At 46.0% G+C, this 27,000-nt stretch carries 21 protein-coding genes; 1 reads left to right on the forward strand and 20 read right to left on the reverse strand.

The genetic code is table 11. The annotated features are described in order from the left end of the window. Positions 1–39: 39 nt before the first annotated feature. Together HPY27_RS13125 and HPY27_RS13130 are read right to left on the reverse strand one after the other, a co-directional pair. Complete coding sequence (locus HPY27_RS13125; protein ID WP_174225320.1) at positions 40–3,189, reverse strand: S-layer homology domain-containing protein; 3,150 nt, start codon at positions 3,187–3,189, stop codon at positions 40–42. Between the two features lie 446 nt (positions 3,190–3,635). Then, positions 3,636–4,844, reverse strand: a complete 1,209-nt coding sequence (locus tag HPY27_RS13130; RefSeq protein ID WP_174225204.1) for a TolC family protein — start codon at positions 4,842–4,844, stop codon at positions 3,636–3,638. Between the two features lie 272 nt (positions 4,845–5,116). Between HPY27_RS13130 and HPY27_RS13135 the strand changes: the two genes are divergently transcribed. Then, positions 5,117–5,776, forward strand: coding sequence for a YigZ family protein (locus tag HPY27_RS13135; RefSeq protein ID WP_069850958.1), 660 nt, complete (start codon positions 5,117–5,119; stop codon positions 5,774–5,776). A gap of 77 nt (positions 5,777–5,853) precedes the next feature. On the opposite strand, the gene HPY27_RS13140 is transcribed toward HPY27_RS13135, so the two are convergent. From HPY27_RS13140 to nuoL, 18 genes are all read right to left on the reverse strand, one after another. Next, positions 5,854–10,368 carry an S-layer homology domain-containing protein gene (locus HPY27_RS13140; protein WP_174225205.1) on the reverse strand — a complete coding sequence of 1,505 codons (4,515 nt, stop codon included), beginning with the start codon at positions 10,366–10,368 and terminating at the stop codon, positions 5,854–5,856. A gap of 177 nt (positions 10,369–10,545) precedes the next feature. Then, entirely contained in the window at positions 10,546–11,646 is a 1,101-nt protein-coding gene (locus HPY27_RS13145; RefSeq protein WP_174225206.1) for a glycosyltransferase family 4 protein, read from the reverse strand. Positions 11,647–11,673: 27 nt separating this feature from the next. Then, a complete protein-coding gene (locus HPY27_RS13150; RefSeq protein WP_017252329.1) occupies positions 11,674–12,411 on the reverse strand; it encodes a WecB/TagA/CpsF family glycosyltransferase in 738 nt (245 codons plus the stop codon). A gap of 125 nt (positions 12,412–12,536) precedes the next feature. Then, complete coding sequence (gene fabZ / locus HPY27_RS13155) at positions 12,537–12,995, reverse strand: 3-hydroxyacyl-ACP dehydratase FabZ (RefSeq protein ID WP_017252330.1); 459 nt, start codon at positions 12,993–12,995, stop codon at positions 12,537–12,539. A 163-nt stretch (positions 12,996–13,158) separates the two neighbouring features. Beyond that, positions 13,159–13,680, reverse strand: coding sequence for a CDP-alcohol phosphatidyltransferase family protein (locus HPY27_RS13160; protein ID WP_017252331.1), 522 nt, complete (start codon positions 13,678–13,680; stop codon positions 13,159–13,161). A gap of 131 nt (positions 13,681–13,811) precedes the next feature. Further along, the gene (locus tag HPY27_RS13165) at positions 13,812–14,066 is read right to left on the reverse strand and encodes a DNA-directed RNA polymerase subunit beta (RefSeq protein ID WP_017252332.1); all 255 of its coding nucleotides are present in this window, start codon (positions 14,064–14,066) and stop codon (positions 13,812–13,814) included. A 34-nt stretch (positions 14,067–14,100) separates the two neighbouring features. Next, positions 14,101–14,934 carry a flagellar hook-basal body protein gene (locus HPY27_RS13170; protein ID WP_069850971.1) on the reverse strand — a complete coding sequence of 278 codons (834 nt, stop codon included), beginning with the start codon at positions 14,932–14,934 and terminating at the stop codon, positions 14,101–14,103. A 15-nt stretch (positions 14,935–14,949) separates the two neighbouring features. Next, positions 14,950–15,918: a flagellar hook-basal body protein gene (locus HPY27_RS13175; protein ID WP_173623342.1), complete on the reverse strand. Its 969-nt coding sequence runs from the start codon at positions 15,916–15,918 to the stop codon at positions 14,950–14,952. A gap of 7 nt (positions 15,919–15,925) precedes the next feature. Next, positions 15,926–16,942, reverse strand: coding sequence for a rod shape-determining protein (gene mreB / locus HPY27_RS13180; protein ID WP_017252335.1), 1,017 nt, complete (start codon positions 16,940–16,942; stop codon positions 15,926–15,928). A gap of 81 nt (positions 16,943–17,023) precedes the next feature. After that, complete coding sequence (gene spoIIID, locus HPY27_RS13185) at positions 17,024–17,308, reverse strand: sporulation transcriptional regulator SpoIIID (protein ID WP_003388385.1); 285 nt, start codon at positions 17,306–17,308, stop codon at positions 17,024–17,026. A gap of 180 nt (positions 17,309–17,488) precedes the next feature. After that, complete coding sequence (locus HPY27_RS13190; RefSeq protein WP_174225207.1) at positions 17,489–18,217, reverse strand: M23 family metallopeptidase; 729 nt, start codon at positions 18,215–18,217, stop codon at positions 17,489–17,491. A gap of 87 nt (positions 18,218–18,304) precedes the next feature. Continuing rightward, complete coding sequence (gene spoIID, locus HPY27_RS13195) at positions 18,305–19,321, reverse strand: stage II sporulation protein D (protein WP_017252337.1); 1,017 nt, start codon at positions 19,319–19,321, stop codon at positions 18,305–18,307. Positions 19,322–19,493: 172 nt separating this feature from the next. After that, entirely contained in the window at positions 19,494–20,819 is a 1,326-nt protein-coding gene (murA, locus tag HPY27_RS13200; protein WP_017252338.1) for a UDP-N-acetylglucosamine 1-carboxyvinyltransferase, read from the reverse strand. 18 nt (positions 20,820–20,837) lie between these two features. Continuing rightward, the gene (locus tag HPY27_RS13205; RefSeq protein WP_017252339.1) at positions 20,838–21,581 is read right to left on the reverse strand and encodes a YwmB family TATA-box binding protein; all 744 of its coding nucleotides are present in this window, start codon (positions 21,579–21,581) and stop codon (positions 20,838–20,840) included. Positions 21,582–21,678: 97 nt separating this feature from the next. Further along, the gene (locus tag HPY27_RS13210) at positions 21,679–21,909 is read right to left on the reverse strand and encodes a DUF1146 family protein (RefSeq protein ID WP_017252340.1); all 231 of its coding nucleotides are present in this window, start codon (positions 21,907–21,909) and stop codon (positions 21,679–21,681) included. Positions 21,910–22,013: 104 nt separating this feature from the next. Beyond that, complete coding sequence (gene nuoN / locus HPY27_RS13215; RefSeq protein WP_174225208.1) at positions 22,014–23,546, reverse strand: NADH-quinone oxidoreductase subunit NuoN; 1,533 nt, start codon at positions 23,544–23,546, stop codon at positions 22,014–22,016. A 3-nt stretch (positions 23,547–23,549) separates the two neighbouring features. Beyond that, on the reverse strand, positions 23,550–25,082 hold the full coding sequence (locus HPY27_RS13220; RefSeq protein ID WP_017252342.1) for a complex I subunit 4 family protein: 1,533 nt from the start codon (positions 25,080–25,082) through the stop codon (positions 23,550–23,552). Continuing rightward, complete coding sequence (gene nuoL / locus HPY27_RS13225; RefSeq protein ID WP_173623338.1) at positions 25,075–26,988, reverse strand: NADH-quinone oxidoreductase subunit L; 1,914 nt, start codon at positions 26,986–26,988, stop codon at positions 25,075–25,077. Before nuoL ends, HPY27_RS13220 begins: the two co-directional genes overlap by 8 nt. Positions 26,989–27,000: the final 12 nt, after the last annotated feature.

The raw sequence follows: 27,000 nt of genomic DNA on the forward strand, positions 1-27,000 counted from the left end.
CCGCTGTTCGACTCACGTAAAAGACTTTAACTCACAAAATTATTTTTTGAAAGTTACGTTTGCTTTGTCAGTGTCGCCTTTTTCACTTGTTACAGTGATTACACCAGTAGTAGCATCTGTTTTGTCAGTAGAGAATTCGAATACGATTTCTCCGTTGCTTACTTTACCAGTGAAGGTTTCGCCGCCAACTTTGATAACTGCGTTATCAATCTCGGATTCTTTACCGGATTTGATTTCTACAGTTACAGAGTAAGAGTTTACTGGACCGATAGCGAACTGTTTACCAGTTGCGGAGTCAGCAATAGCATCCCATTTACCTGGGTTTGGAGTATCGCCTTTTTCTTGTTTCAAGAACGCTTCCGCTTCATCTTCCCAACCTTCTTTATCTACTTCATCTTCGTCGGAAATGATCAATACGTAGTCGTACTTGTTACCAGAAACGTCGGAGCTATCGATAGCAACGATGTAGTCGCCTTTGCTCACGCCGTCTACGCCTTCCAGATCATCGAAGATGTCCAGGAATGCAGTAGAAGATTTAGTGGAGATAGTGGATTTTTTGTCATCAGCATCTTTAACGGTGATGGTGTTGCCATCTACGTTAGATACCAGACCCACTTTGATTTTGTCGATGCTAGCATCTTTCCACTCGTCTTTGTCAGCGATCTTAGCGAGCATTTTCTCGTCGGAATCTTCGAGGTTGTTGTTAACTACTTCAACAACATCGTCCACAACTACTTCATCGTTAGTATCCAATTGGAATGCGATGAAGTCGCCGCGTTTGATACCACGATCGTCTTTCAGATCTTCGGAATCTTTGTCCAATGGGTAAGTTTTCAATTCGACTTTGTCACCGGTTTTAGTGAGAACTTGGATAGTGTCATCTCCACCGGATCTTCCGTAATCCCAAACCATACCGTATTGGGCATCGCCACCCAAACCGTCACCTTCAACTACGAAGATTGCTTCAACTTCATCTTTATTTTCGTCAACTGTGTAGTATACAGTCAGATCGTCTTCGTCTGCGATGTTTTTGAACTTCGTAGCTTTAGCGTTTTTCAGTTCAGGACGTTTGTTAGCGTCTTTGATCTCGCCAGTCATGTCGAAGATCGCAGTATCATCATTTACTTCGTAGTCGTCAACCATTTCATCGTCTTCGTCAGCAAGTTTGTTCCAGTCAGTTCCAGAAGAACGAATCAGATCTGTTTTCAGGATACGAACTTTTTCTGCTTTACCTTCTTTGTCAAGTTCAACTTCAAGCAGAACGTTGCTGTCGTCTTTCTTAGGTTGGAGAAGCTCTTCCAGTTCGCTCTCGTTACCGTTTTTGTCGAAGTTTTTGCCGTTTACATCATAGATGTCTTTAGCTTCCAACTCAACATTCACTTTTTTGCCTTTTTGAGTCAATACAGTGAATTGCCATTTGTCTTTACCATAGTCATTGTAAGCTGCACGAGTAACGATTGCTTTTTGTTTGCGATCGTCGATTGGATCCTTAGTAGTTACGTGACGAACACGACCAGAAGCATCCAGGTACAGTTTTACTGTTTCACCGTCAAGATCTTTGATCAGATCCCAGTTGGATCCATCAGTATCTTCAACGTCTTTGTTTCCGTTATCGGAGTAAGTAGCACCTTTGTAGATACGGTATGTTTTGTCTCCAACAGTCAGACGGTAGTCGTTGCTGTTACGCATAACAACTTTGTCTACTTTACCTTCTACAATCGTGTCAGTAGCGAAGATCAGGAACTTGTCTTCGTCACCTTCTGGATAGTAAACGCTGTAAACCATGTTTTCTTTCAGATCGCTGAATTTAGCTGGTTTACCATTGAGGAATACGAGGAAGTCTTTACCTTCATCTTTGTTTTCCAGCTCATTGAACTTGTCGTTGTCAATGTTCGTGATCTTTTTCTTTTCAACATCGACTTTGCTGATCACTTCAGAACCATACTTGCGACCTTCGTCAGTTTGGTTCATAGTTTGATCGTCGATTACGTGCATGTAAGCAATTTCGTTGTTGTCATCCAGAACAACTTTCACACCAAAAGTGAAGCCATCGCCATCTTTGATGATTTCTTTCAAACCGTCAACTGCATCAGTGTAACGTTTGAAGTTGTAAGTAACAACAGTGTCTTTGTTCAGACGGTAGGATTTCTCGCTAGCATCCAAAATCAGTTTCAGATCTTTCAGATCGGAGTTGCTCAGATCTTTAGCATCGGAGAACTTTTTGCCTTTCAGTTCCCATTCGCTCACACGGTCCATGATAACTTCTTCGTCTGTGGAACCTTCCATCCAAACGATTACGTCTTCACGGTCGTCTTTGATCCACACTTGTACGTGTTGACCAGCGAATTCGTTAGAGTTGATACCGTCAGCTACTTTGTAAGTAGTGTTGCCGATACCAGCATTTTTACCATTCAAAGTTACTTCGTTAGCTTTGATTTTGCCCAAACCGATAGCAGGTACGTTTGTTACCAGTGGCAAGTCATCGCCGTCACGGCCAGCTTCTTGAGCCCATTCCATGTCACGAACAGTAACTTTCAGGTACTTAGTCAAGAGGTTTTCGTTTGTTACCTCATAAGTAGCTTCAGTACCGTATCCTTTACGCTCCATCAGGTCTACACGAAGAGCGTTGTCGAGCATTTTGAAGATGTCGCCACGAACTGCTGCATTGTTAGGAGAAGTGATGCTTCTAGCAATGTTCAGCTCGGAAGCTTTGGAGATCATGCTGTTAGGCCATACACCTTTAACTGCTGGCTCATAACCCAGTGCACGAACGATCATAGTTACTGCTTCAGCATAAGTAACTTGGTTTTGTGGTTTGAAAGATTTGTCCGGGAAACCTTTTACGATCTCTTCGCCGGAAGCTACGTTTACGAAACCAGCAAACCAATCAGAAGATTTAACGTCAGTGTAAGTATTGCTGAATTGTGCCAATTTCGCACCTTGCTCCAGTCCGCGAGCGCGAACGATCAGAGTAGCGAACTCTGCACGAGTGATAGTTTTGTCTACACCGTATTCGCCGTTGCCATAACCTGCTACCAGGCCAAGAGCTTCCAGACGTTTTACGGTTTTTTCCATTTCAGCGTCCATTTTAGGAGCTGTAGTTGTTGCTGCTTCTTCTGCTGCGAAAGCCATTGGAGCAACAGTAAGTGCGAGTGCACTAGCCAATACACTGTTAACGACCTTTTTCATAACCTTGTGTTCTCCTCCTCTAGTATAAACAAATTGTTCTTGGGGAATATTTGATGTTAATCTATCTTTCTTTTTAAAGCCCGAATCCTGCAAGCGCGTGTCACCTCCTTTCGCAGGAAAGCCTCGCTTTTTGTGTTAAAAATCTCTAGTATATTCAGTATTGTGTAAAATGCAACAATCACTAGTGTAACACAACTGCTAGAATTCGTGAATCTTTTTTACACAATTCCCCGTTTTTCGTGTGACATCCTATTAAACGCCTGAGCGAATCAAAAGTTGCGGCGCCTTCGAAAAAAAATTAAAGTTTTTTCGTGGTTCGTTATTCACCTGTCCATTATGTACGAAGTGACATCCGCCACAATCCGTATTATAGGGGACATATGGCGGGCTGTCACGACTGAACCTTTTTCCAATTGGATTCGAAAGCTTACAAATCTTGTTTTCAGTTAGTTACCCAGAGCTGTTTCAAAAGCTACAACAGCCAGGTTGTATGACAATACAGCCTTTTGGTACTCGTTCTCGCTAGTAGACAACGCTTCTTCGGACTGGATAACCTCCAAAGTAGTTGCGAGCCCATTTTCAAAGCGCAGATTTTTCAGGCGATAGCTCTCCGCAGCAGAATCCTTTGCAGACTTACGGAACTCAATCCCTTCTCTTGCCGCATTCAGGTTGAGATATGCTTCTGTTACATCTTTGATAACAACACGCTTTTGCTCATCGATAGCAAGCTTGGCTTTTTCCACATTATTGCGCGCCTGTTGACCTTGAAGAGTAGATACAGCCAAATACTCATCGATCAGCTTCACGTTCAGTTCAGCCAGCTTGAGCTCTTCTTCTGCTCTCGTAATTTCTACCCGGTTGGAGAGTGCCTGCTCCTTGGCTTGCTCGTTCGTCAGCTTAATAGGGGCCGTTTGCTTATTCGATGTGACGAGCTTCCATTCTTTATTTAAATCTACTCCGAGGAAGTCATTTAGATCCATAAGGGCAATTTCCACAGCGTTTTCTGCAGACTTCAATTGTGCTTTTGCCGCTGCTACTCCCATCTCTGCTTCCAAAACATCTGTTTTTGCATTCGTTCCCACATCGAATGCAGCCTTTGCTACCTTCAGCTGTGCTTCTGAACGCGCCAAGCTTTGTTTCTTCAAGTTCAAATCATCTTGAGCAAAAATCAGCTTGTAATAGACATCTTGTGCCCCTAGCTTTGTTTTTGCTTCAGCTGATTTTACGTACAGTGCATTGAGCTTTTTGTTCACTTTCCCATTCTCGTTTGTCACATATTTGCGTTGTGCATCTTCCAGCGTTTCAATCGTACTGCTTGGCATTTCAGAGTTACTTACATAAGTAAGTGACTGATTAATGTCTGCATTTTTTGCATCCAGACGTGTCTCATTAAGCTTAGCATTTGACTTCAGAGCCTGTTCAACGGCTTTTTCCAAAGTCAGCTCCTCACTTGCAGCAGCCTCAGTAGTAGACTGGCTCCCTGTACCGGTTTGTGTTGTTGTTTTATCATTTGATGCTTGTACAGTCGTAGGTGCCTTTGTTTGATCGGAGCCTGTATTCGCAGATGCCGTCAAGCTTCCTGCGCCTAGTGCTGTTGTTAATACTGCCGCCAAACTGATGGACATCCATTTCTTTTTCGAATATGGAAAATTCACTGAATTCCACTCCTTTATTTTATATTGAGCATAAAATTATTAACCACATTAAATATGTGGTTTGTCCCAAGATCACTATATCACAGAGTTATACTTCTCACACGCAAAATTATGCCATACCAGCATTTTCATAAGGGAATCATAGATAGCTCCTCCCTTTCCTTTTTTATTCCAGAAGCACCACATAGAGTACTACGATTATGTGTCAAAAACATTTCAGTGTTCGCCAACATTTCTTTTGCATGCTATCCTTTTCTTGAGGTGATTGTACGATGCTTACGCAATACAAAACTATCGCTGGCTACGGTGAGGACTATATCGTTATTGAACGCTCCCGTTTTATCGGATATGCCAAGCGGGTTACAACCGAAGAAGAAGCGACAGCGTTTATCGCGATGATAAAAAAGAAGCACTGGGATGCTACCCATAACTGTTCCGCTTTTGTCATTGGCGAAAACGATCAAATTCAGCGATCAAGTGATGACGGGGAGCCCAGCGGTACAGCTGGCAAACCGATTCTCGAGTGTATCAAGAAAAACGGTGTTAAGGATACGGTCGTCGTCGTCACTCGCTATTTCGGCGGAATCAAGCTTGGGGCTGGTGGACTCGTTCGGGCTTACACAGCAGGAACGGTTACTGCACTTAAGGCTGCGAAGATCGTGGTGCATACCCTGCATCAAACGATTTCTGTCAGCGTCGACTACACGTGGTGGGGCAAGGTAGAGAACGAACTACGTCTAGGCGAACATCGCGTGAGTGGTACGGATTTCACAGACAAGGTTACCGCGCATGTATTGATTCCTGAGGGCGAACAGGATGAGTTCGTCGCGCGAATGGTCGATTTGACGAATGGACAAGCTCAGATCGTGCTCGGAGAAAAGGAATATGTGGAGGTTCCGGTGGACGCGGTTGGAGATGTGGAAGAAGAGTAATTTCTCAACGAAAAAAGCTGAAGAGGCGGATGACCTCTTCAGCTTTTCTTCTATTATATATAGCGAAATATATTCACTTACTGCTTAGGCAGTTTTTTGAGTTGGACCATCACACGTACTGTGATAACAGCCATCTCTGCACGAGTCAAATTATGAGTAGGCTTGAAGCTGTAGGTTGGCTTTTTCACGGATGGGTCATTGACTTCACCGTTCATCAGCTTACCTTTGCTGACAGCCAGCACAGATGGAGCTGCATAGTAACTCACATCTTTCGCATCTGTAAACATTTTATTCAATGCCACTTTGGATGCATCGAGCGTAGCCAATTTCATGTTGAGCGCACGCGCAATCATGATTGTTGCTTCTTCACGCGTCAGTGAATCATCTGGGCGGAAGTAGCCTGGCTGTTTTCCACGAATAATCCCAGCGCGAGCAGCCGTCTCGATGTACTTGTACTCATAATCCCACGAATTCCGATTAGGACGGACATCCGTGAAGGTAGGCTCTAAAGGATCACGTTCATTGCTATCCTTATATGGACCTGCGTTAATTGGCAGTGCCAACGCTTTTACCAGCATCGTTGCAAATTCGCCGCGTGTCATGTCACGGTTTGCACCAAAACTGCTTCCACTGTATGCTGGCATAATGCCTTTTGCATACAATGTCTCAATCGCATCACGGGCAAAATCATGGGAAACGACATCATCGTATGATTCTCTTGTTTTCATGACCATGTAATATCCAAAACCATGAAACGGTACCTGTATGCTCTTCTTACCAGTATCCACTACGCCACTAATGTTTTTCCATTCGTCACCATTGTGATAGAAAACAGTTAGAATGTTATTCGCTGCGTTTACGATGGAAGGATCGTATTTGATGGAAAGAGTACCGCGAAGGCTTGGGACAAGATTATCTTGCCAACGGCTCTTGAAGTCTTCCGCATCGCCTTCATCATGGTATGGATCACGTCCACCCGGTGCTTCGGTATCACCTGCATCAACATAATACAGCGGACTTGCATAGTTAAAGTTGGCTTCCAATACCAGTCGTTCTTCCAAATTATCCTCGTCGATGCTTACTTGTCCTGTTGTACGGTCTGCCATACCGAAATAAAGCGGTACATCGACAAAAATATCTCCGTTTGGATTCTTCACTTCTTGACCTGCACGACTGTCATCTGGTGACAGCAACACGGTACCTTTCGGGAACTTCAGTTCGAACTTCTTATCAAATACACTGAAAGTGGTTTTCTTTCCTAACACATCACGATATTCTGCACCATTTACAGACGAGCCCGCATTGTAAATTTTGATTTCGTCCTTATAGGTACTATCCCCTACCACGACAGAGAATTTCACTGTGTTTAGACCTTTTTTAAGTGCAACTGTAGAAGTAAACACATAGTAAGTCTCTGGGATAGTTTTCCCTTGGTCATCATCGTAATAGAAGTCAGGGTTAGTTGTATTCGTTACTTTTGCTTCTGTTTTACCGAACAAAACTTTGTCCGCATTTTCTGCAAACACTTTTACAACTGCACTATTGCTATTCACGATGATGTATGGGTCATTTTCTTTTGCTTTTACTGGAGAAAGAACTTCCCAGCTGGAATATTTCTGATCGATGTTGATGTCATAGCGAATGACAGTACCATTGTCATCTTCTGCTACGATCGTATAGACCGTTGACCCACCCTTTTTCAGAGTCATAGGGAAAAGAGCCAGTTTCTGTTCCTGTTCTTTGGCATCGGTCACAGCATCTTGTACTTCTTCAACCAGATCACCGTATTTCTTCGTAGTCAACTTCCCTTCAAATCGGGAACGAGACTTTGAATCAATATTTTGCTCATCGAACAGGTCTTCCAAATCGTTATTCACAGCTGCTTCCAGACGTGTTTTTACATATTCCTGATTCGTCGTATCTTGATCCCAATCTCCACTCTTGTAGCGGAAATCATTGATTCGCTTACCGTTCTTCTCGATATACACATGTGTTGCATCATTTACGGTAAAGCTCAAGCTGTTCAAGAAGTTGGCACCTGTTTTATAGGTTTCATCTCCAGATTTTTTCGTCAGCTCTTCTGTTTTGCCATTGGAAATAATCTCTAGCTTCACATCCTCAATAGATGGCGTCTTGGATGTGTTGTAGGAAACGTTATAGGTGAATACTGTTTGTGGATCGTCTTTCAAGGTGACTTTCAGGACGTTGTTGCCTTTTTTGTAATTGAGTAGTTCGCCTTTCGCGATAAGGAATGTACCCTTGTTTGTATCTATATTGGTAATGTTGATTTTTGTGCCGTTTAACGTTGCCTCAATGTTATCTGACTTCAATACATAATTGTACACTTTCCCGTCAAGGTTCCGGATATCGTTCTCGCTCTTCACTTGATATCCGTCTTCAAAGCTACGAACCTGTCCAGTCGCATCTACATAAGTGATTTGCGCATATGGAGTAATACGAGTATCCAGTGTATAGGTTGCAGATGTCGTCGCTGTTCCATTATTATATCCAATCACCAATTTACCTTGACCCTGCGGCAACTTTCTCAGAGTAAGTGTAAATCCATCAGCCACAGCCTGGATCACATAGTCAGTCCCTCGAATCAGTGCTTGTCCATTATAAGTTATGGTGATAGTGGTATCCGGGCTAGTGATATTTTGGGTTACTACCTTCAACTCCAATGGTGAAGTTACAATTGTATTTGCAGCCGTTGGAGACAAGACCTGTGAGTTTGCCAAATTAATCACTTGGGCAATATTCGGCTTCGTACTGTCCAAATACTTGAATTCGTACTCGAAATTCGCAACATTAATAAAACCAGATGGAGACGTTACAGTATTATCTGATGCCTTTGACAGGTATTGATAGCTCAACGATACTTTGTACGTTTTGCCGTCCTGGAAACTTCCTGCAGGCACCGTCGCCATTTTTACCGCATATTCCGTAAATCCGCTTTGCGGGTTGCCAATCGGCGTGAAGGTTACCCCATCGGCACTCTTGTATTCTTTTTTCGTACCGCCTTCAGAAATCGTTACCTTGAATTCCTGGAACTGCTGCTCACCAGTAATATTTACAAATTTCAACAATGCCGAGCCATTCAGCTCCATCGTTGGGGAAACAGATGTACCTGTTACCGTCGCTTGCTGGTTAGGCTGAAGCGGTACTCCACCCAACGTTACTTTGTAAAACTGATCAGAGCTTCCGGCTGATGTAGTGGTTACCAACAGCTTACGTACAAATGTCCCTACCTCTTTATTTTGGTTAAAGACTCTGATTTCCAAGGTATTTTCGCCAAGCTGTGATGGTACACTCAACCCAAAGGAACCCGTACGGTTCACCTGTGTTTTGACCACGTCACCTGTCCGCAGGTTTTTCACTTCAACGGTATCTGCATTGAGTGCTTTTCCGTCCATATTCAAATTCAGACGGTTGAGCGATGGAACCGTAACATAAGTCGGACTCGAAGTGACATTCGGATCGTTCAATGGTGTATCATTCACTCTCAAATCACTAACGAGTGGTGTGTTGTTGTATTGAACATAGAACTGGTAGTGTTCCTTCGTTACATTTCCTACTCTTTCGTAGAAAGCGATCTGATTCAGACCAGGCTTCAAGCTGATATTGCTAAATGTAAAAGTGCTACCATTAATCGACGGCGCAGTATTTTTCAAGTCTTGAATGGAATCACCGTTGTTTGTAATCAGCTTCAATCGCAAGCTGTTACCTGTTACACCACTGCCATACGTACCAACCAGGGTGATTGTGGAGTCGCCATAAATCACCGGGTTATAGGCTGTCGTTCCACCCGAAAAGTTCGTAATGGAAATTGGGCTATTAAGCGAGTTGTACTCGTAATAAATAACGTCACGCTCACCTGTATTTGGAGCATACAGTTGAACTGCATTCAGGCCAGGAGATAAATCGATATCTGGCAAGGTACCTCCAGGACCCGTTACAGTACGAACAGTCACACCATTTACTTGGACTTCAACAGCTTGTGTTTTATCAACTGCAGTTGAGACATTATATTTATATTTCAGTGTAGATATTGTTCGGTTTGTGACCTTGATCGGATCACTTTGATGCTCGCCTTGTTGTAAGCTATTTTCGAATAGTAGTAGGCCTGCTCCGGGAATAGCAGGGCTTGGTGTGTATTGAAAGTAGATCTCTGTTGTATCATTTGTTGTATCAACTGTTACTTTTGGCCTTACCGTAACTCTTGTTACTGCTCCACTGCTGTTTAATTGAAAATCTGGCAGTGTAATTTTTTCGTTTACGAACAACTGATTATTAGCAAGCGGAACTCCATCAATAAATACATCCACGCCTTGAGCATTTTTGGAGGTATCTTTGTATGCAAGCTCCACTCCATATATCAATTTCGATTTGGTCTTGAGTGGGGTACTGTACGCATAACCGTTACCGCTACCAGTCGCAAGATAGTCAGTTGGCGTCTTGATACCAGCCCCAGTATTCCAGTTGGAACCAAGTGCCGCAAAAGCAGGTACGGCAGGCAAAACACCTGTAACAATCAGCATCATCGTCAGGCACATCGCCAGCCAGCGACGGAATTGTTGATAGGACTTGTTCATTTTTTCACCTCTCCATATTATTCTGAATTGCTTATATGTCCCGCTCCAAAAAAGATCGGGCAGTATACTTCTCCCCTATCTTTATCGGACAATTCCCTTCTGTACTTAAGTGTTTCCCCCTAAATTTTGGTGAAAAAAAGCCCCAGCATCAAAATGATGCCAGGGCTTTTCGTATTTTTAATTCGTCCGACGCTGTTGTTCGGCTTGCTTAATTTTGATCCGTCTATACGTATTAATCAACGGACGATGGCGACGGCTAACGAGTCCAACGATCTCCGTTCCGAGATGAATAACGATTAGCAGTGCGACCATGACAATAATCGTGGTCCACTTCGTCGTCTTCGTCAACAGAATAGCCATCGTCCCGAAGAAAATGCTGATCGAGTAAATCGTGAGTACAGTCGAACGATGGGATAGACCCATGTTGAGCAAACAGTGATGCAAATGCCCTTTGTCTGGGCTCGAAATCGGCTTTTTGTTCACGATTCTGCGCACGATGGCGAAGAACGTATCCCAAAGCGGTACACCCAGCACAACGATGGGGATGATAAAGGAAACGAACAACGCTTCTTTAAAGCCCATGATCGACAGAGCAGCCAGGTTGAAGCCCAAGAAAAGCGAACCGGTGTCGCCCATGAACAGACGGGCCGGATGAAAGTTAAAGTAGAGAAAACCCAGGATCGCTCCGAGGAGCACGAAACTGTAGGTCGCTACCTTGTAATCGTCCATCAACAAGGCCATAACGCCCATTGTCCCTGCAGCAATTGCTGATACACCGGCCGACAGCCCATCGAGACCGTCAATCAAGTTCACCGCGTTCGTTACACCGACAATCCAAAACATCGTGATCGGAATCGCGAGCCAGAAGAGCCAGCCACTGCTGAAATCAATGCTTCCGCTATACGGCAGATTCACGACGCCGATCTTCAAGCCAAAAGGAATGACGACAATCGCTGTTGCGACTAGCTGTCCGAGCAGCTTCCACTTCGGTGAGAGCTGGTATTTGTCATCGAGCATACCGACGACCATCACGATCGTGCTTCCGATGAAGATTCCCAACATTTCCGATAGGCTTGTATACGGGACAAATAGGAAGAACGCAACCAGATAACCGATATAAATAGCCAAGCCACCCATACGTGGCATGATTCTCGTGTGTACCTTGCGCTGGTTCGGGGCATCCACTGCGCCTACTTTTACAGCCAGGTTTTTTACATACGGTGTTGCAATAAACGATATGATCAGCGAAGTCAGAAATCCGAGGATTAGTGTAGACATCGACTGTTCTCCTCTCTACGGATGCATCTAGGAACGGCTACTCCATTTTTCTTTCAGTACGGTTAGAACAAACCGAGGAATAGCCAGTTGACGCTTCCAGCGGGAAGGCTCGGAAGCAAGTCGATAAAACCATTCCAAATGCAGTTTTTGCCAGATCTCGGGAGCGCGCTTCACTTTCCCGGAAATGACGTCAAAGCTTCCGCCTACCCCCATCATCAGGGAGGCATTTAACTGATCGCGATACTTCGCCATCCATTCATCTTGTCTGGGCGCACCCAGTGCGACAAACAGGAGCTGCGGTTTCGCTTCGGCAATTTCTTGTACAATTTGAGTTTCTTCCTCTGGACGAAAATAACCATCTCGACATCCGACGATTCGGGCGTTCGGATAACGAGCACTCAGTTTGTCTTTTGCCAAATGAATGACATCCGGCTTGGCGCCGAGTAAATACACGCCCCACTGATGTTGATCGGCTTTGGCCATGAGCGCTTCCAGCAGTTCCACACCCGTAACGCGCTCATAAATCGGCTGATTCGTCCATTTAGCAGCGTACACGATCCCAATTCCATCTGGAACGACATAGGCTTGTTCTACAATAGAACGGAAAGCGCGATTCTCTCTCGCTACCATGACGATTTCCGGATTGGCAGTCACCACGTGGGTCTTTTGACCGTTTTGTATACGCTCTGTTATATGATCGATAGTCTCACGGAAGCCGCGAGTCGTAAATGGCACATCTAATATCGTTGCGACCTGTTTGGTCATTTCTTCACCTTCAAGTGCTTGTTATTAAATCAATGTTTAAAAAGACGACTTTTTAAACTACCTTATTCATGCATAGAGATGCCCATTAGCCATTCTACCCGAAAAGAAAGGCACATTCAAGATGATCATGAATGTGCCTTATTTCCTGCCGTTAGGGCAAACATCAATCCACCCTCTGCTACTACTTTCCCATTTACCAATGCTTTTCCATGCCCTTTGCCGACGGTACCACGCACACGAGTAAGCTCAACCTCAAGTACCAGCGTATCTCCCGGCTTCACCTGATCTTTGAAACGGAATTCATCAATACCTGCAAACAGTCCGATTTTTCCTTGATGTTCCTCCATGCTGAGCATCGCTACTGCCCCAACCTGTGCCAACGCTTCCACAATAAGGACACCAGGCATGACTGGATAACCAGGAAAATGGCCTTGGAAAAACGGTTCATTAACCGTGACATTTTTAATTCCAACTGCTCTTTTTCCTAACTCCAGCTCTTCGATTTTATCTATCAGCAAAAACGGGTAACGATGCGGGATGATTTCCTGAATTTGCATAATATCCAAAGGCGCTTTGATTTCCATTATGTATCGCTCCATTTCCATACTTAACTAGACTTGTCTATGCATGAATACCCTTTGACCAAGAAAACAATATACATAACTCCCGCCCCAGTTGAACTGACAAGCGGGGTTAAGATAAAAGGGGCACTTCCTCCCAAAAAGCGGGAAGTGCTCTTTTTCACCCTTACACGCGGTTCAATAGTCGAGCCTTTGCCAGATAAATCGCGCTCGCAATAAATGAGAACGCTATAACAGACCAAAGTATCGCTTCACTGTACTCATAGCGATACATTACCAGCGGAATGACAACATACAAAAGGACAGTTGTCAGCTTGCCGTAGGCGTTTGCCGGGACGGTTTTTTTCCCGCGGAAGTGGTAAACAGCTCCTGTTACTATCATTGCCAGATCGCGCACAAAGAAAAACAGGGCAGCCCATATACTGATTCGATCTGTCAAAAATAATGAGGCGATGACCGCCAGCATCATTAATTTATCTGCCAGAGGATCTAACATCATTCCGATGGTGGTCACAAGCTTATGCTTCCGCGCGATGTACCCATCCGCAATATCGGTCACTCCCGCCAAAATCAAAATGCCTAAAGCGATTTCAACATGATACGGAAACACCGAAAAAAAGACATACAGGTACAAAGGGATGAGCACGATGCGAAAGATCGTAAGCAAATTAGGAAGATTCACGGACATCCCTCCGTATTCAAATCGTCACTTCCTTTTTCAACCACTCGCCCTATTATACTCTGTGGACAAACACCACAACAAGTCCTCGAAAAAATAGGAGCCCCAACCATAGGGTTCGGGCTTGTCCAGCTTCGTTTTTACGTATCTTCAAACATTAAATCCCACATATGTTTGTAGGTTCCCAGATCGAATACGTCAGACATTGGCTGCTTTCCAACCCCACCGTATCCGATCATCAGACCGATGACCAGTGAGAAAAACAGCAGGAGTGGGACCAGCACCATCTTGGCAACTCTCAGCCGCCAATTTTTGCCGCTCCGTTCCCGCTCTTTTCCTTTTGACTTAACCTCTTCGGTCTGACGCGGGAAACGTTTGCTCTTCCCTTGTTCCATGCTCCTCTCCTCCGTCATGCTGAAATTATATGGGTTATCTGCTTCTCAGTTGGTTAGCAATGCCCATCATTTGATCACTGATGCCGACTGCACGTGAGTTCAATTGATACGCACGCTGAATGTTCACCAGTTGGGACATTTCCTCTGTCATGCTTACATTCGAGCCTTCCAATGCTCCTTGTCGAAGTGTAGCATCACCTGTAATAAGGGCATTCGTGTATTTGGTAGTTGGATTTGCACCGGAATCTAACTCAGCATCAAACAGATTCTGACCGACTTGCTGCAGCTGATCAGGATTGTCTACTTTCCAAAGACCGATATTGCCGTAAGACACTCCATTTGCAGTAAGTGCTCCCTCGGCAGTAATTTGAATATTGGTGACTGGCTCTGGCAATACAATATTTACGCCGTTTTCGTCTGTTAAAATGTGACCAGAGGTAGTGTGTAATACATAACCTTGTTCATCATCATCGAATGAGACCTTGAAAGAGCCATCGCGTGTCAATCGATTTTCCTCTTGAATGACATTGCCAGTAGCGTCCTTGATCTTGTGAGTGACAAGAAAATACCCGTTTCCCTCAACCAACACATCTGTTGGCACATCAGTAACTTTCACACTACCTTGACCGAGATCCAGCTTGGTCATGCCAAGACGGGCACCGCTTCCGATCCGAATCCCCACCGATGTATTCCGATTTTGATTGTCTGCTGCCGGCTGTTCATTCATCGAATCGGAGAGAAGCTCGGAAAACGATGCGACCCGGCGTTTGTACCCGATTGTATCAATATTCGCCAGATTGTTGGCTGTATTGTCCAACGCTTGCTGGATACCGCGCATAGCTGATGTGGAAATATTAAGCGACTGCATCTTTCCTACCTCCTATTATCCGTTAACACGACCGATTTCATTAGCAGCCTTATCCAACGTACCATCAATCGTTGTAATGACCCGTTGGTTCGCTTCATAAGCGCGAAGAACACTCATCATGTTCGTCATGGTTTGACCAGGGTCTACATTGGAGCGCTCACGCCAACCTTGCTGCATACCGTATCGACCTGAAATCGTAGGTGTAGCATACGTACCTGCAGCAAGAGCTGCTTGATCGTTCGCTTCAGCAACATCAATCGCTTCGACGTCCATGTCGCCTTCCCAACGGAATACATTGGTTCCCTCACGAACCAGCATCAAGGGATTGGTTACTACAGCCAGTCCCAAACGAGGATGCGCTGCCAAAGATTGATATTCATTCGTGTTCGGGTCTTTGTACAACAATTCGCCAGCTTCGTTGATCTTCAAATCTTGTCCAGCATTAATTCCACTAACTGGGTCATTAACTCGAATCGCCTGATTTTGATTGTCCAAAACATAGTACCCATCAGCCGTTACCAAGTAGCCTTCCCCATTCACGCTCCAGTTACCGTTTCGCGTGTAGCGAATATCCTCTTCTTGAGCTGGCTGCGTCAAATCCTCAATCCGCGCCACACTGTAAAACAACCGTCGCTCATTCCCATCCGGATCTGGCTGAATATTGTCCATCAACGCAAGATCATACGGATTGCGTGTCTCTTCAATATCCCCCTGCGCAAAATTCGGTAGCGCCTCCGACATGTATACCCCTGTGTGCAAACGCCCGATAATGGCAGGCTGTCCAGGCATAGTAGGGATGCCCGGAACATCCAGTCCTTCCTTATCATTCATGCGGGAGAGCAATTGCTCCGGAAATGCACGCATGACACCCACGTCCTGTTTGAACCCGGGTGTATTGATATTTGCTAAATTGTTCGCCAGCGATTCTTGCCTGTTCTGCAAAGCCAGCATGCCAGATGCAGACGTATACAAGCCTCTGATCACTTAAATCTTACCCCCTGAATAATCGCTTATTCGAGTGAGCCGGCATCTTGTCCAAATAGTCCAGCATCATTCCTGTTCCTTTTGCAACGCACATCATTGGCTCCTCCGCTACCAGCACAGGAACCTTCAGCTCCTCTGCCAGAATCTCGTCAATACCGTGCAATAATGCGCCGCCACCGGTCAGGAAAACACCCTTATCAATTATATCGGCAGAAAGCTCCGGAGGTGTTCGTTCTAAAACAGATTTTGAGGCTTGTACAATCGCACTCACCGACTCAGCCAGGGCTTCCTGGACTTCAGTGGAGCGGATGGTAATCGTTTGCGGCAAGCCGCTTACCATATCTCGACCCCGAATGTCCATTTCGTCCTGGCGTCCGCCGGATACGGTTCCAATCTGAACCTTGATATCTTCAGCCGTACGCTCACCAATCAGCAATTTGTATTTATTTTTTATGTAACGCATAATAGCCACATCGAATGTATCGCCTGCTATTTTAATGGAGGAAGACGTGACAATATCGCCCATCGACAATACCGCTACATCGGTCGTTCCCCCACCGATATCCACTACCATATTACCGGACGGCTGAAAAATGTCCATACCTGCCCCAACTGCGGCAACTTTCGGTTCTTCTTCGATAAATACTTCTCTTGCTCCACCGCTGCGCTCAGCTGCTTCGCGAATTGCTTTTTGCTCAACAGACGTGATGTTGGTCGGGCAGCAAATCAAAATACGCGGACGGGCAAACATGCTCTTTCCACCAATTTTGTTCAAGAAGTGCTTCAGCATAGCCTCTGTGATTTCAAAATCCGCGATAACCCCTTCTCGCAAAGGTCGGATCGCTACGATATTTCCTGGGGTACGGCCTACCATGCGATAAGCTTCATTTCCCACGGCCAAAACTTTTCTGGTTTTACTATCTATTGCCACGACAGATGGTTCGTCTAGGACAATTCCCTTGCCTTTTACAAAAACCAAGACATTGGCCGTGCCCAAGTCGATTCCGATATCTTTGCCAAACATGAAAGGTCCTCCCTGATTACCAGTTACATTTCTACCTAATATCATAGGCTCTTCTACGTGAGAGGACAAGGAAATTCTTTCTTACACACTCTCCTCCTGTTCTACTCGTACTTTTTTACTACGCCGTTTGTACTTTATTTTGGTCGCTTCGCCTCCCCGAAGATGTCTGATGGCTTTGTGATATTCCAAAATTTCCTTTACCTGGTTCGCCAACTCTGGATTTATCTCAGGCAGCCGCTCAGTCAAGTCCTTGTGCACAGTACTTTTCGAAACACCGAACTCTTTAGCGATCATCCGAACCGTATTTCTTGTCTCTACAATATATCGGCCGATTTTGATGGTCCGCTCTTTGATGTAGTCGTGCACATTACTCGCCTCCTTGTATCTACATTGTCTGATACAATATATGGGTGCGTAGGGACACATATTCTACGTTTCCAAGCCTGACAAGCCAGCACGGCCGCATCTTTTTTCAACAGTTTGTACCACACGCAAAAAAACACCCGCAATTGTTGTATTTTGCAGGTGTTTTTCTAAATTCATTGGTTATTGATTTTTTACTTCCGTGTCAGCCTGAATCAAGTATTGCTCTGGATTGACAGGCTTGTTATCGATGCGAACTTCAAAGTGAAGATGTGCGCCAGCGTCTTTTTCAAAGGTGTTGCGCCCAGCAGACCCGATTACTTGACCTTGTGTCACTTCATCGCCTGGTTTGACTGTTACACTTTCCAGACTTTGATATACCGTAATCATTTTGTCTGCGTGCTCAATCTCAATCTCGTTGCCGACAAGTGGATCGTTCACCACTTTTACTACTTTACCCGCAAGAGCTGCGATGACATCAAAGCTCTTACCGTCCGTAGATACGAGGTCAATACCTGTGTGTGGGTAGAAGGTATTGTCGAAGCTCACCAATGCTTTTTGCTGATTGTCCTTGGACGCTTTCTCATCGTAGTAGTTCATGCCCACATTGTACTGCACGCCTTTTCCTACTGGCCAAGCGAGTGGTTGTACGCCACTTGTAGCAGGTACCGCTTCTTCGTTTTGCGGTGTAGTCGTCTCAGGAGCTGCAGGAGTTGTCACTGCCACGCCATCTCCGCTATTCGTCATTTTGGATACCGTGTCCATGACATTGCCCTGATACCACATCACAAAAGCGAGAATGATTGCTGCGGTGCCGATGTAGATTGCAGGAAACGCCCATTTCTTGCCCAAAACTTTTTTCCAAGAACTTGCCTTCTTGAATGGAATTGGTTGATTTTTTTGATCTTCCATTTTATTCATCACCTCATCCCTCAGTATCGCCAGAATTTTGACGTATAAACCTGAGAGAGTAGGGAAAAGTAAAAATTTGCTTTTCTTTTAAGCTGGGATCACTCTTGAATACACTTGCAGACTAATTCCTTGATAGAAGTGCTTGACGATTTGCTCCGCGCTTTTCCCGCTTTTGGCCATTCCATTTGCTCCCCACTGGCTCATGCCGACACCATGACCGTACCCTTTGGTCGTAATGAAAACCTGATTGCCGCGCAAGTCCAACGTAAAGGAAGAAGAATTCAAATTGAGCTTTTCACGAAACTCTCTACCTGTAAACTCCTTGCCGCCAATGCTGATGGTTCCTACGCGATTTCCGGTTGTACGCGATTCGATCCGATACCAGGAACCATTGGTAGAAGCCTCCTGCGTGAGCTTGACGCCCAAATTCTTTTCTAGCTCCACAGTAGACATGACGACCGTTTCCTCATAGCGAGGAGATTGAATATCCCAAGGACTCGCAACGCTCTTCAAATAAGGAATGGGCTTTTCCCAATATTCATCCGAGTTTTCTGTAAAACCATTACTTGTGGAAAAAAACGTCGCGTCAATGGGCTCGTTCTGGTAGGTCAGGATAATCCCTGCTGTCGCCATAACTGCCTGCTGAATACGTTTGTTTTTCCATTCGTACTGATCTCCCCAACGCTCACGCCGCTGGTGCTCATCCATATAAACTTGATGCTGCACCGTATCCAAGACCTGACCACCTGATGGCACATCATCAAATTTGCCCTCTTTTACTCGTCGCACGATATAGGTCCTGGCCGCCAACGCCTGAGCTTTTAAAGCCTCCAGCTCGAACTCAGCTGGCATTTCCGCCGCTACGACTCCGGTAATATACGTTTCTAGCGGCAATGTTTCCACAGCTTTTTTTTCTGTACGGTACACCTTTACTGGCATAGAAGAAGCCGATTCCTTCATCGCCGGTATGGCAGGCTCCGTGACGGCCACAGTCGGCTGACTGACAGGGCCTATTTCTGGTGAAAACCAAAAGACCAGAGCAGCAGGCATCAGGACGAGCAAGATCGGCAAAGCGATAAACCACATGAGTAGATAGCGTTTCATGCAAGAGATCCTCCCCGTTACATACTAGACACGAAAAGTCTGAATAACCTACTAAAGTCTATGTTTGGTAACAGAGCGGTAGAACGAGAGAATGAGAGAGTCGAGAGAACAAAAAAAAGACCCCCTGCATACGCAGAGAATCTTTCGTTTTGCCATATGGTTGACGCATTTATCAAGCAAAATTAGGAGAGAAGCTTACTTTGATGGTTTCAGAAACTGCTTTTTCACGAGCCTTTTCTTCTGGAACCATACGTTCTACATCTGCGCCCAAAGCCAGCAGCTTTTCGGTAAAGTTCACATAGCCACGGTCAATATGGTGCAGGGCAGAAACCTCAGTCTCACCCTCCGATACGAGCCCAGCCAGTACAAGTGCTGCACCCGCACGCAGGTCAGTTGCTGCTACCTTGCTGCCTGTCAGCTTAGAACCACCTTCGACGATGGCACTGCGGCCTTCGATCTTGATGTTCGCATTCATGCGACGGAACTCTTCCACGTGCATGAAGCGGTTCTCAAATACTGTTTCGGTCACGATGCTCGTTCCTTCCGAAACAAGCAAAAGCGCCATCATTTGCGACTGCATATCTGTCGGGAAGCCAGGGTATGGCAGCGTTTTGAGGTCAACTGCTTTCAGTGCGCCTGTGCGGCGTACACGAATGCCGTTTTCTTGCTCCTCAATGTCCACGCCCATTTCACGAAGCTTGGCGGTCACGGATTTGAGATGATCGCAAATCGCACCTTCCACAAAGACATCCCCGCCAGTAATTGCTGCAGCAACCATGAAAGTTCCTGCTTCAATGCGGTCAGGAATGACACAATGTGTGCAGCCCTTCAGCTTTTCCACGCCTTCGATGCGGATCGAGCCTGTACCCGCTCCGCGGATTTTTGCTCCCATTCTGTTCAGGAAGTTCGCCAAATCAACGATCTCCGGCTCTTCTGCCGCATTTTCGATCAATGTGGTTCCCTCTGCCAAAGCAGCGGCCATCATAATATTTTCTGTTGCACCGACGCTAGCAATATCCAGGTAGATTTTCGCACCCTTCAATCGTCCTTCTACCGTCGCTTCAATAAACCCTTGTCCGATTTCGATCTTGGCTCCCATAGCCTCAAACCCTTTAAGGTGCTGGTCGATCGGGCGCGTACCAATGGCACATCCACCCGGGAGAGCGACACGAGCTTGTCCTTTTCTGGCTAAAAGCGGCCCCATCACGAGGAAAGATGCGCGCATTTTGCGGACCAGTTCATAGGACGCTTCTACACTCGTAAGCTTGGAAGCATCGATTGTCAGCACTTCATGATCATATGTAAGGGAGATTCCCATCGATTTCAAAAGGTCGCATATCGTCATGACATCGTCGAGAGCTGGTACGTCAGAGATGACACAAGTCCCTTCTTCTGCCAGGATAGATGCTGCAATAATAGGGAGTACGGCATTTTTGGCGCCAGATACTTTTACATTTCCAGACAATGCCTTACCACCACGGACAATAATTTTATCCAATGTGTACCCCTCCGCGTGCTAATATTCCACAGTGATGATTGGTGTACCTACAGTAATCCATGTTCCAGAATGGCTGTCACGATGCGTAGCCACCTGTAGATTCATCTTTTGACCGTTTAACGCGATGAATGATTCCCACATAGGGGTATACCCTGAAATGCTGACAACCGTCTCATCTTGCAAACGTTCTAATTCTGTCGCCTGGAGAGTACCAAAAATCGACAATATTTTACCCTCCTGTTGGTCAACACCCATCTTAACATTGTACAATCCGCGAATACAAGTGCTAATTTGCGGAATAAAGTCGGCGCTTTGCAGGGCATTCGTGAAGGTTTCCTGTACTTGTCCAATATATAGTAGGGAATCACGGTTTCCAGATAACTGAAGTACTAGATATACAGAAAATGCTCCATTTTTAGGAACTGCTGTCACCTCGTAGCTCAGATCCACGCCGTTTTGTGTGTATGTAGTCCTATATGCAAGTATGTTGTGCTTACGCGATTGTTCGCTTGGGGAAAACGGAATCTCAAGTTGTTGTGCCCATTTCGTCGCCAACTCTTTTACTTGTTCAGAACGCAGGCCTTCTCCCATCGCCGTACGCATACGTACCTGAACCGATACACCCGTTGCGCCCGTATCTTCTAGTACTTTCATCATTTCTGTCACAACCGGCTTTTCTTCCTTTGCTTGTGCAGGCATCCAATACACGGCCCCCATCACGAGCAATAGAGCCAGCACGCACCAACCAGACCATTTCCCCATTGATATCCTCTCCCTATGCTTACATGTATCTCTTTGTACTTCTCATTTTGTACATGTAGCTGGGTGGATATACCAGCGAATCGTCGTCTTTGGGTATTTAGTTGAACAAATTCCCGAATGTCAGGGACCAGCCCAAGTAATCAAGGAAAAAGCGGGATAGTTCATATCCAATCACAATGGAAAGAAAAATTTGCAACAGCTTCGCCTGAACGCCATTTGGTTTTTTCAAAATCTTATCAAAGCGAAAGGATTGCAACGCCCACCAAGCGAGCCCAATAAACGCAATCGATAAAACGATACTCAACAAGCCATATACTTCTTGTGGCATGCTCGTTACCTCCTCATTGCCTATCCGAGAATCATAGAAAAAGGGACGGCCCGATTACGAGCCATCCCTTCTATTGTACCTGAAGTGCTATTCAGTTACGAGTATCACTGAGAGCTGGGAGAGAGCATGTTCCCAAAATCAAAGGACGGATTGAAATGAATTTGGATATAGTCGGTGACCAGACCCGGGAAAGCACCGAAGAATACGGTAGCGATTGCCATGATGAGAATAAACGTCCAAATGCCTTTTGGCACGACCATTGGTGCTTCGGTTGTCCCAGGACGCATGTACATCTGACGAATAATCCCAAAGTAGTAGTAGTAGGAAATGACGCTGGTGATGATCATAATCGCCGCCAGCCAGTAGTTTTCTACCACTAATGTACCCATGAACAGATAGAACTTCCCGAAGAAGCCAACCGTAATCGGGATACCTGCCAAGGACAAGAGGAAGATGCTCATCGCAACCGCCATAACTGGTGAGCGATGATACAATCCGGCGAATCCTTTCAAATCCTCTGTCTCTTGCTCACGAGATACAACCATAATCACAGCGAAAGCACCAAAGCTAACCAGCAAGTAACCGAACAGATAGAAGATCACTTCGCTGAAAAAGAGAGAAGTCGGTGGTACAAACGGCACGAGCAAATAGCCCGCTTGTGCAATGCCTGAATAAGCCATCATACGCTTGACGTTTGTCTGCCTGAGCGACATCGTATTCCCGATAATCATCGAGGCCGCTGCCATTATCCCTAGATAGAGGCTTCCCTCTTCGAAAAAGAACCGTCCTGATCCCGTTCCATTGGAAACGTTGAAAAACGAGATCATCATTACTCGAAAAATCAGCGCGAACCCTGCTGCTTTTGACACAACTGCCAGGAAAGCAGTGACCGGGGTAGGAGCACCTTGATAGACATCTGGCGCCCACATGTGGTTAGGCGCTGCAGATATTTTGAATGCAAGACCTACTGCGAGAAACGCAAACGCCGTATAGACGAGGAACTGATAGCCCGCCATTCCCGCTTCTGCCAATCGGAATGAGATTTCATAAATATGTGTAGTTCCCGTGAGACCGTACACGTACGACATCCCAAACAGGAGCACAGCCGTGGCAATACTTCCCGAAACGACGTATTTGAACGCCGACTCGTTGGAAAGCCGCGATTTTTTTCGCAATCCGACCAGTACATAGGACGAGAGAGACAATAGCTCCAGTCCCACAAACAAGGTAATCAAGTCAGCCGACGAAGCCATGACCATAGCCCCGAGAAGCCCGGTCAGCAGCAAATAGTAATACTCGCCTCTGTGCTGGATTTCCCCTGATTTCAGATAGGACAGCGAGATGAGAATGGCAAAAGCTGTACCTGCCAGGAAAATCAGCTTGAACGCATTGCCGTAATCGTCGATTCGGATCATGTCGATCATGTAGCTGTATGGCTTATCGAGAGCATTCATATTGATGATCACAAAGATCGCCGCTATGACCGTTGCCAGGAAGGATAGCCAACCAATGACCTGCTTGCCTAGGCGTTTGCCCGCAAAAAGATCCAGCAGTGATAAAAAGGTAGCAAAGCCCAGAATGATAAACTCGGGCAGAAGGTAGCTCCAGTCATATGAGAAAATATCTTTAACCTCCATGGATTACCCTCCTATTCCCGTTACGATAGGTACGATCGTTTTCAGCGCCTGCTGCATCGGATTCCCCAGAACTGCTGGATAAACCCCAATGAGAATAATACATCCCAATAGGACTACCATCGGAATGACTTCCATCGGCTGTGCATCAGCAAGTCCTGTACATCTACCTGGAGTAGGGCCAAAAGTCGTTTTCAAGATCGCTCTGAGTAAATAAACTGCGGTGAGGACAATCCCAATCGCTCCCACTGCTGCCATTACTGGCAAACGACCAAACAGACCGAGGAAGGCAAAGAACTCACTAATGAATCCGGACATGCCCGGAAGTCCGAGTGAAGCCATCCCGCCTGCCAACAACACACCGCTGACAAACGGCATGGACTTGGCTAAACCGCCCAAATCGTCGAGCATCGATGTCTGCGTCCGATCCCAAATGACACCGATCAAGAAGAAGAGCAGTGCTGAGATAAAGCCGTGGGATACCACCTGGAACATCGCTCCCTGAAACCCGATCGTGTTCATCGATGCGAAACCGAGCAAGACGATACCCATATGGCTGATACTGGAGTAAGCCAGCACCATTTTTAAATCCTTTTGTACGAAGGCCAGCACAGCTCCATACAAAATGTTGATAATCCCCAAAACTGCCATCCACGTAGAGAAATCATAGGCCTGCTCTGGGAAGAAGCCGATTCCCATCCGCAAAAGACCGTATGCCCCCATCTTCAGCAAAATACCGGAGTGAATCATGACGATAGAAGGTGGAGCCTGTACGTGTACGCGTAGCATCCACGTGTGGAACGGAAATACGGGCAGCTTGATCGCAAAAGCGATAAATAGCGCTAGGAAGATGCCAAAACGCATTTCCGGCGTAAGGATTTCGGTTATCGGATGCCCTGGTGTCGTCAGGATCGCCGTGATTTCATCCATATTGAGCGTCCGCATGATGACAAAGATCACGATGAAAGCTAGCAGCATAATCCCTGAACCGATTCCGTTATACAAAAGGAATTTATTCGCTGCTTGTTCGCGCTCCCCATATCCCCAAATCCCGATGAGGAAGTACATCGGTACGAGTGTCAGCTCGAAGAAAATGAAGAACAGAAACAGATTGTCTGCAGCAAAGACTCCCAACATGCCGATCAACAACAGGTGAAACAGGATAAAATACTCCTTCTGCCTCTTCTTGATCTGCCACGAAGCAATTGCTGCGAGGGTACCGATAATCGCCGTCAGCAAAATCAATGGCATCGAAATACCATCCACACCGAGTTCATAGTTGATCTCAAAAGCAAAGACGGTGCCTGCCTGAGCCATTCCAATCGGAATCGAAATCCAATTGTGCTTTTCTACGAACTGCAGATTAGCTGTCTCGTAATCAAACATGCCGAACATCCAACCTGCCAAGATAAGTGCCGGCAACGTTCCAAAAATCCCGACCTGCTTGATCACACCTGCATGTCGACTGGGGATAAAGGCCATGACGAGAATCGCCAGCAGCGGAGAGAACACCAGTGATGACAAAAGGATATTACCCAAAGAGTCCACCTCCCCTAGCCGTCAAACTGATGGCGATGATCAAGAGTAACAGACCGAATATGACCATTGCCCCATAGGACTGAATCTGCCCACTTTGTACTCTTGCGTGCAAAGATCCGATTCCTTGGGTGATTTTTGCTGTCAATCCAACCAAACCATCCACAATATACTTATCAAATACATCCAGGACAAATCCAAGCCAGCCTAATGGACGAACAATGACGTTGTGATACAGCTCATCGATGTAGTACTTCTTGTATGAGAGCTGATAGAGCCACGGCATTGTTTTTGGAATAGTGTCCGAGGAGATTGATTTCTTGCCGTACATCAGGTACGCCAGCACGACTCCAAAAATGGAGATCAACAGTGCCACAATCTGTAACCAAGATGGTGCATGCTCACTGCCTTCCCCAAAAATGCTCGTGATTGCCATCCCTGTGTTCGTTGATAACAACCAATCGGAGAGTAATGGCGCGTACGGTGTATTCACAAAGCCCGCAACAACCGCAAGTAATGCCAAGACCAAGAGCGGACCTGTCATGACACTTGGAGATTCGTGCGCTTCGTGCTTGCCACGTGCCTTCCCTGCGAATGTTAGGAAGAACAGACGGAACATATAGAATGCGGTAAAGAATGCCGCTAGCAGCGCGATGAACAGTAAATCGTAGCGTTGCGCTCCGTAAACAGCTCCCAGAATCGCTTCTTTTGACCAGAAACCAGCGAACGGAAAGATCCCCGCAATCGCCAAGCAACCGATCAAGAAAGTCAAAGCGGTAATCGGCATCTTTTTCCACAAGCCACCCATTTCGAATACATCCTGCGTATGTACGGCATGGATGACACTACCTGCTCCAAGGAAGAGCAGTGCTTTGAAAAAGGCGTGCGTCATCAAATGAAAGGAACCTGCTACATAACCAGCAGCACCAGCTACACCCAATGCCAGCATCATGTACCCGAGCTGACTGACTGTGGAATAAGCCAAGACACGCTTGATATCCCGTTGGGTCAGGCCGATGGAAGCTGCAAATATGGCAGTGAATCCTCCTACATACGCCACAACTGTCAAAGCCGTATCCGATGCGATAAACAGCGGATAGGTAGCAGCGACCAAATAAACACCAGCCGCGACCATCGTTGCCGCGTGAATTAATGCAGACACAGGTGTTGGACCTTCCATGGCATCAGGCAACCACGTATGAAGTGGAAATTGACCTGATTTTCCCATGGCCCCAACGAAAATGAGGATCGCCGTGAGTGTAATCATCCATGGTTCCAGTCGTCCGAGTGCGATACTCTCAAAAATCGCCCCGTACTCGAAACTTCCGGTCCACCAGAACAACAGACATATCCCGATGAATAGAGCAAGATCCCCGATGCGGGTAACGATAAAAGCCTTTTTGGCAGCCGCTTTTGCTTCTGTCTTGAAGTAGTAGTAGCCAACGAGCAGGAAGGAGCATACCCCGACCAGCTCCCAGAAAATATATACTTGCAACAAATTTGGCGAGATTACTAATCCCAGCATGGAGAACGTGAACAGCGCCAGGTATTGATAGAACACTGGAAATCGTTCATCCCCATGCATGTAGCCTTTGGAATAAATTTGGACCAACAGACTGACTAATGTCACAATGACGAGCATCATGGCATTCAGCGGATTCACTTCGAATCCCATGTTGATCACGATATCGCCAATATGCAGCCAATCTATCACATAATGGTAATCGGTTCCCCCACCCTGGAATCTCTCCCAGAAGATGAGCACTGCGATTCCAAAAGAAACAGCCGTCAGGGTAATGCCCACTATGGCCGCTCCTTCTTTCAATTGGCGACCAAATGAGACGATCACGATGAAAGCAAGAAGCGGAAACAGAGGGATCAGCCAGGCATATTGCATTAGAGTATCCATCTTTGTCCTCCT

Origin of the sequence: Brevibacillus sp. HB1.1, assembly GCF_013332445.1 — a bacterium.
GTDB classification, from domain to species: Bacteria; Bacillota; Bacilli; order Brevibacillales; family Brevibacillaceae; genus Brevibacillus; species Brevibacillus porteri.

What these genes read in the sequence shown, in the direction of transcription:
- HPY27_RS13125 (WP_174225320.1), bottom strand. Translation starts at nt 3,189, where the DNA reads ATGAAAAAGGTCGTTAACAGTGTATTGGCTAGTGCACTCGCACTTACT.
- HPY27_RS13135 (WP_069850958.1), top strand. Translation starts at nt 5,117, where the DNA reads ATGCTTACGCAATACAAAACTATCGCTGGCTACGGTGAGGACTATATC.
- HPY27_RS13140 (WP_174225205.1), bottom strand. Translation starts at nt 10,368, where the DNA reads ATGAACAAGTCCTATCAACAATTCCGTCGCTGGCTGGCGATGTGCCTG.
- HPY27_RS13145 (WP_174225206.1), bottom strand. Translation starts at nt 11,646, where the DNA reads ATGTCTACACTAATCCTCGGATTTCTGACTTCGCTGATCATATCGTTT.
- HPY27_RS13150 (WP_017252329.1), bottom strand. Translation starts at nt 12,411, where the DNA reads ATGACCAAACAGGTCGCAACGATATTAGATGTGCCATTTACGACTCGC.
- fabZ (WP_017252330.1), bottom strand. Translation starts at nt 12,995, where the DNA reads ATGGAAATCAAAGCGCCTTTGGATATTATGCAAATTCAGGAAATCATC.
- HPY27_RS13160 (WP_017252331.1), bottom strand. Translation starts at nt 13,680, where the DNA reads ATGTCCGTGAATCTTCCTAATTTGCTTACGATCTTTCGCATCGTGCTC.
- HPY27_RS13165 (WP_017252332.1), bottom strand. Translation starts at nt 14,066, where the DNA reads ATGGAACAAGGGAAGAGCAAACGTTTCCCGCGTCAGACCGAAGAGGTT.
- HPY27_RS13170 (WP_069850971.1), bottom strand. Translation starts at nt 14,934, where the DNA reads ATGCAGTCGCTTAATATTTCCACATCAGCTATGCGCGGTATCCAGCAA.
- mreB (WP_017252335.1), bottom strand. Translation starts at nt 16,942, where the DNA reads ATGTTTGGCAAAGATATCGGAATCGACTTGGGCACGGCCAATGTCTTG.
- HPY27_RS13190 (WP_174225207.1), bottom strand. Translation starts at nt 18,217, where the DNA reads ATGGAAGATCAAAAAAATCAACCAATTCCATTCAAGAAGGCAAGTTCT.
- spoIID (WP_017252337.1), bottom strand. Translation starts at nt 19,321, where the DNA reads ATGAAACGCTATCTACTCATGTGGTTTATCGCTTTGCCGATCTTGCTC.
- HPY27_RS13205 (WP_017252339.1), bottom strand. Translation starts at nt 21,581, where the DNA reads ATGGGGAAATGGTCTGGTTGGTGCGTGCTGGCTCTATTGCTCGTGATG.
- HPY27_RS13210 (WP_017252340.1), bottom strand. Translation starts at nt 21,909, where the DNA reads ATGCCACAAGAAGTATATGGCTTGTTGAGTATCGTTTTATCGATTGCG.
- nuoN (WP_174225208.1), bottom strand. Translation starts at nt 23,546, where the DNA reads ATGGAGGTTAAAGATATTTTCTCATATGACTGGAGCTACCTTCTGCCC.
- nuoL (WP_173623338.1), bottom strand. Translation starts at nt 26,988, where the DNA reads ATGGATACTCTAATGCAATATGCCTGGCTGATCCCTCTGTTTCCGCTT.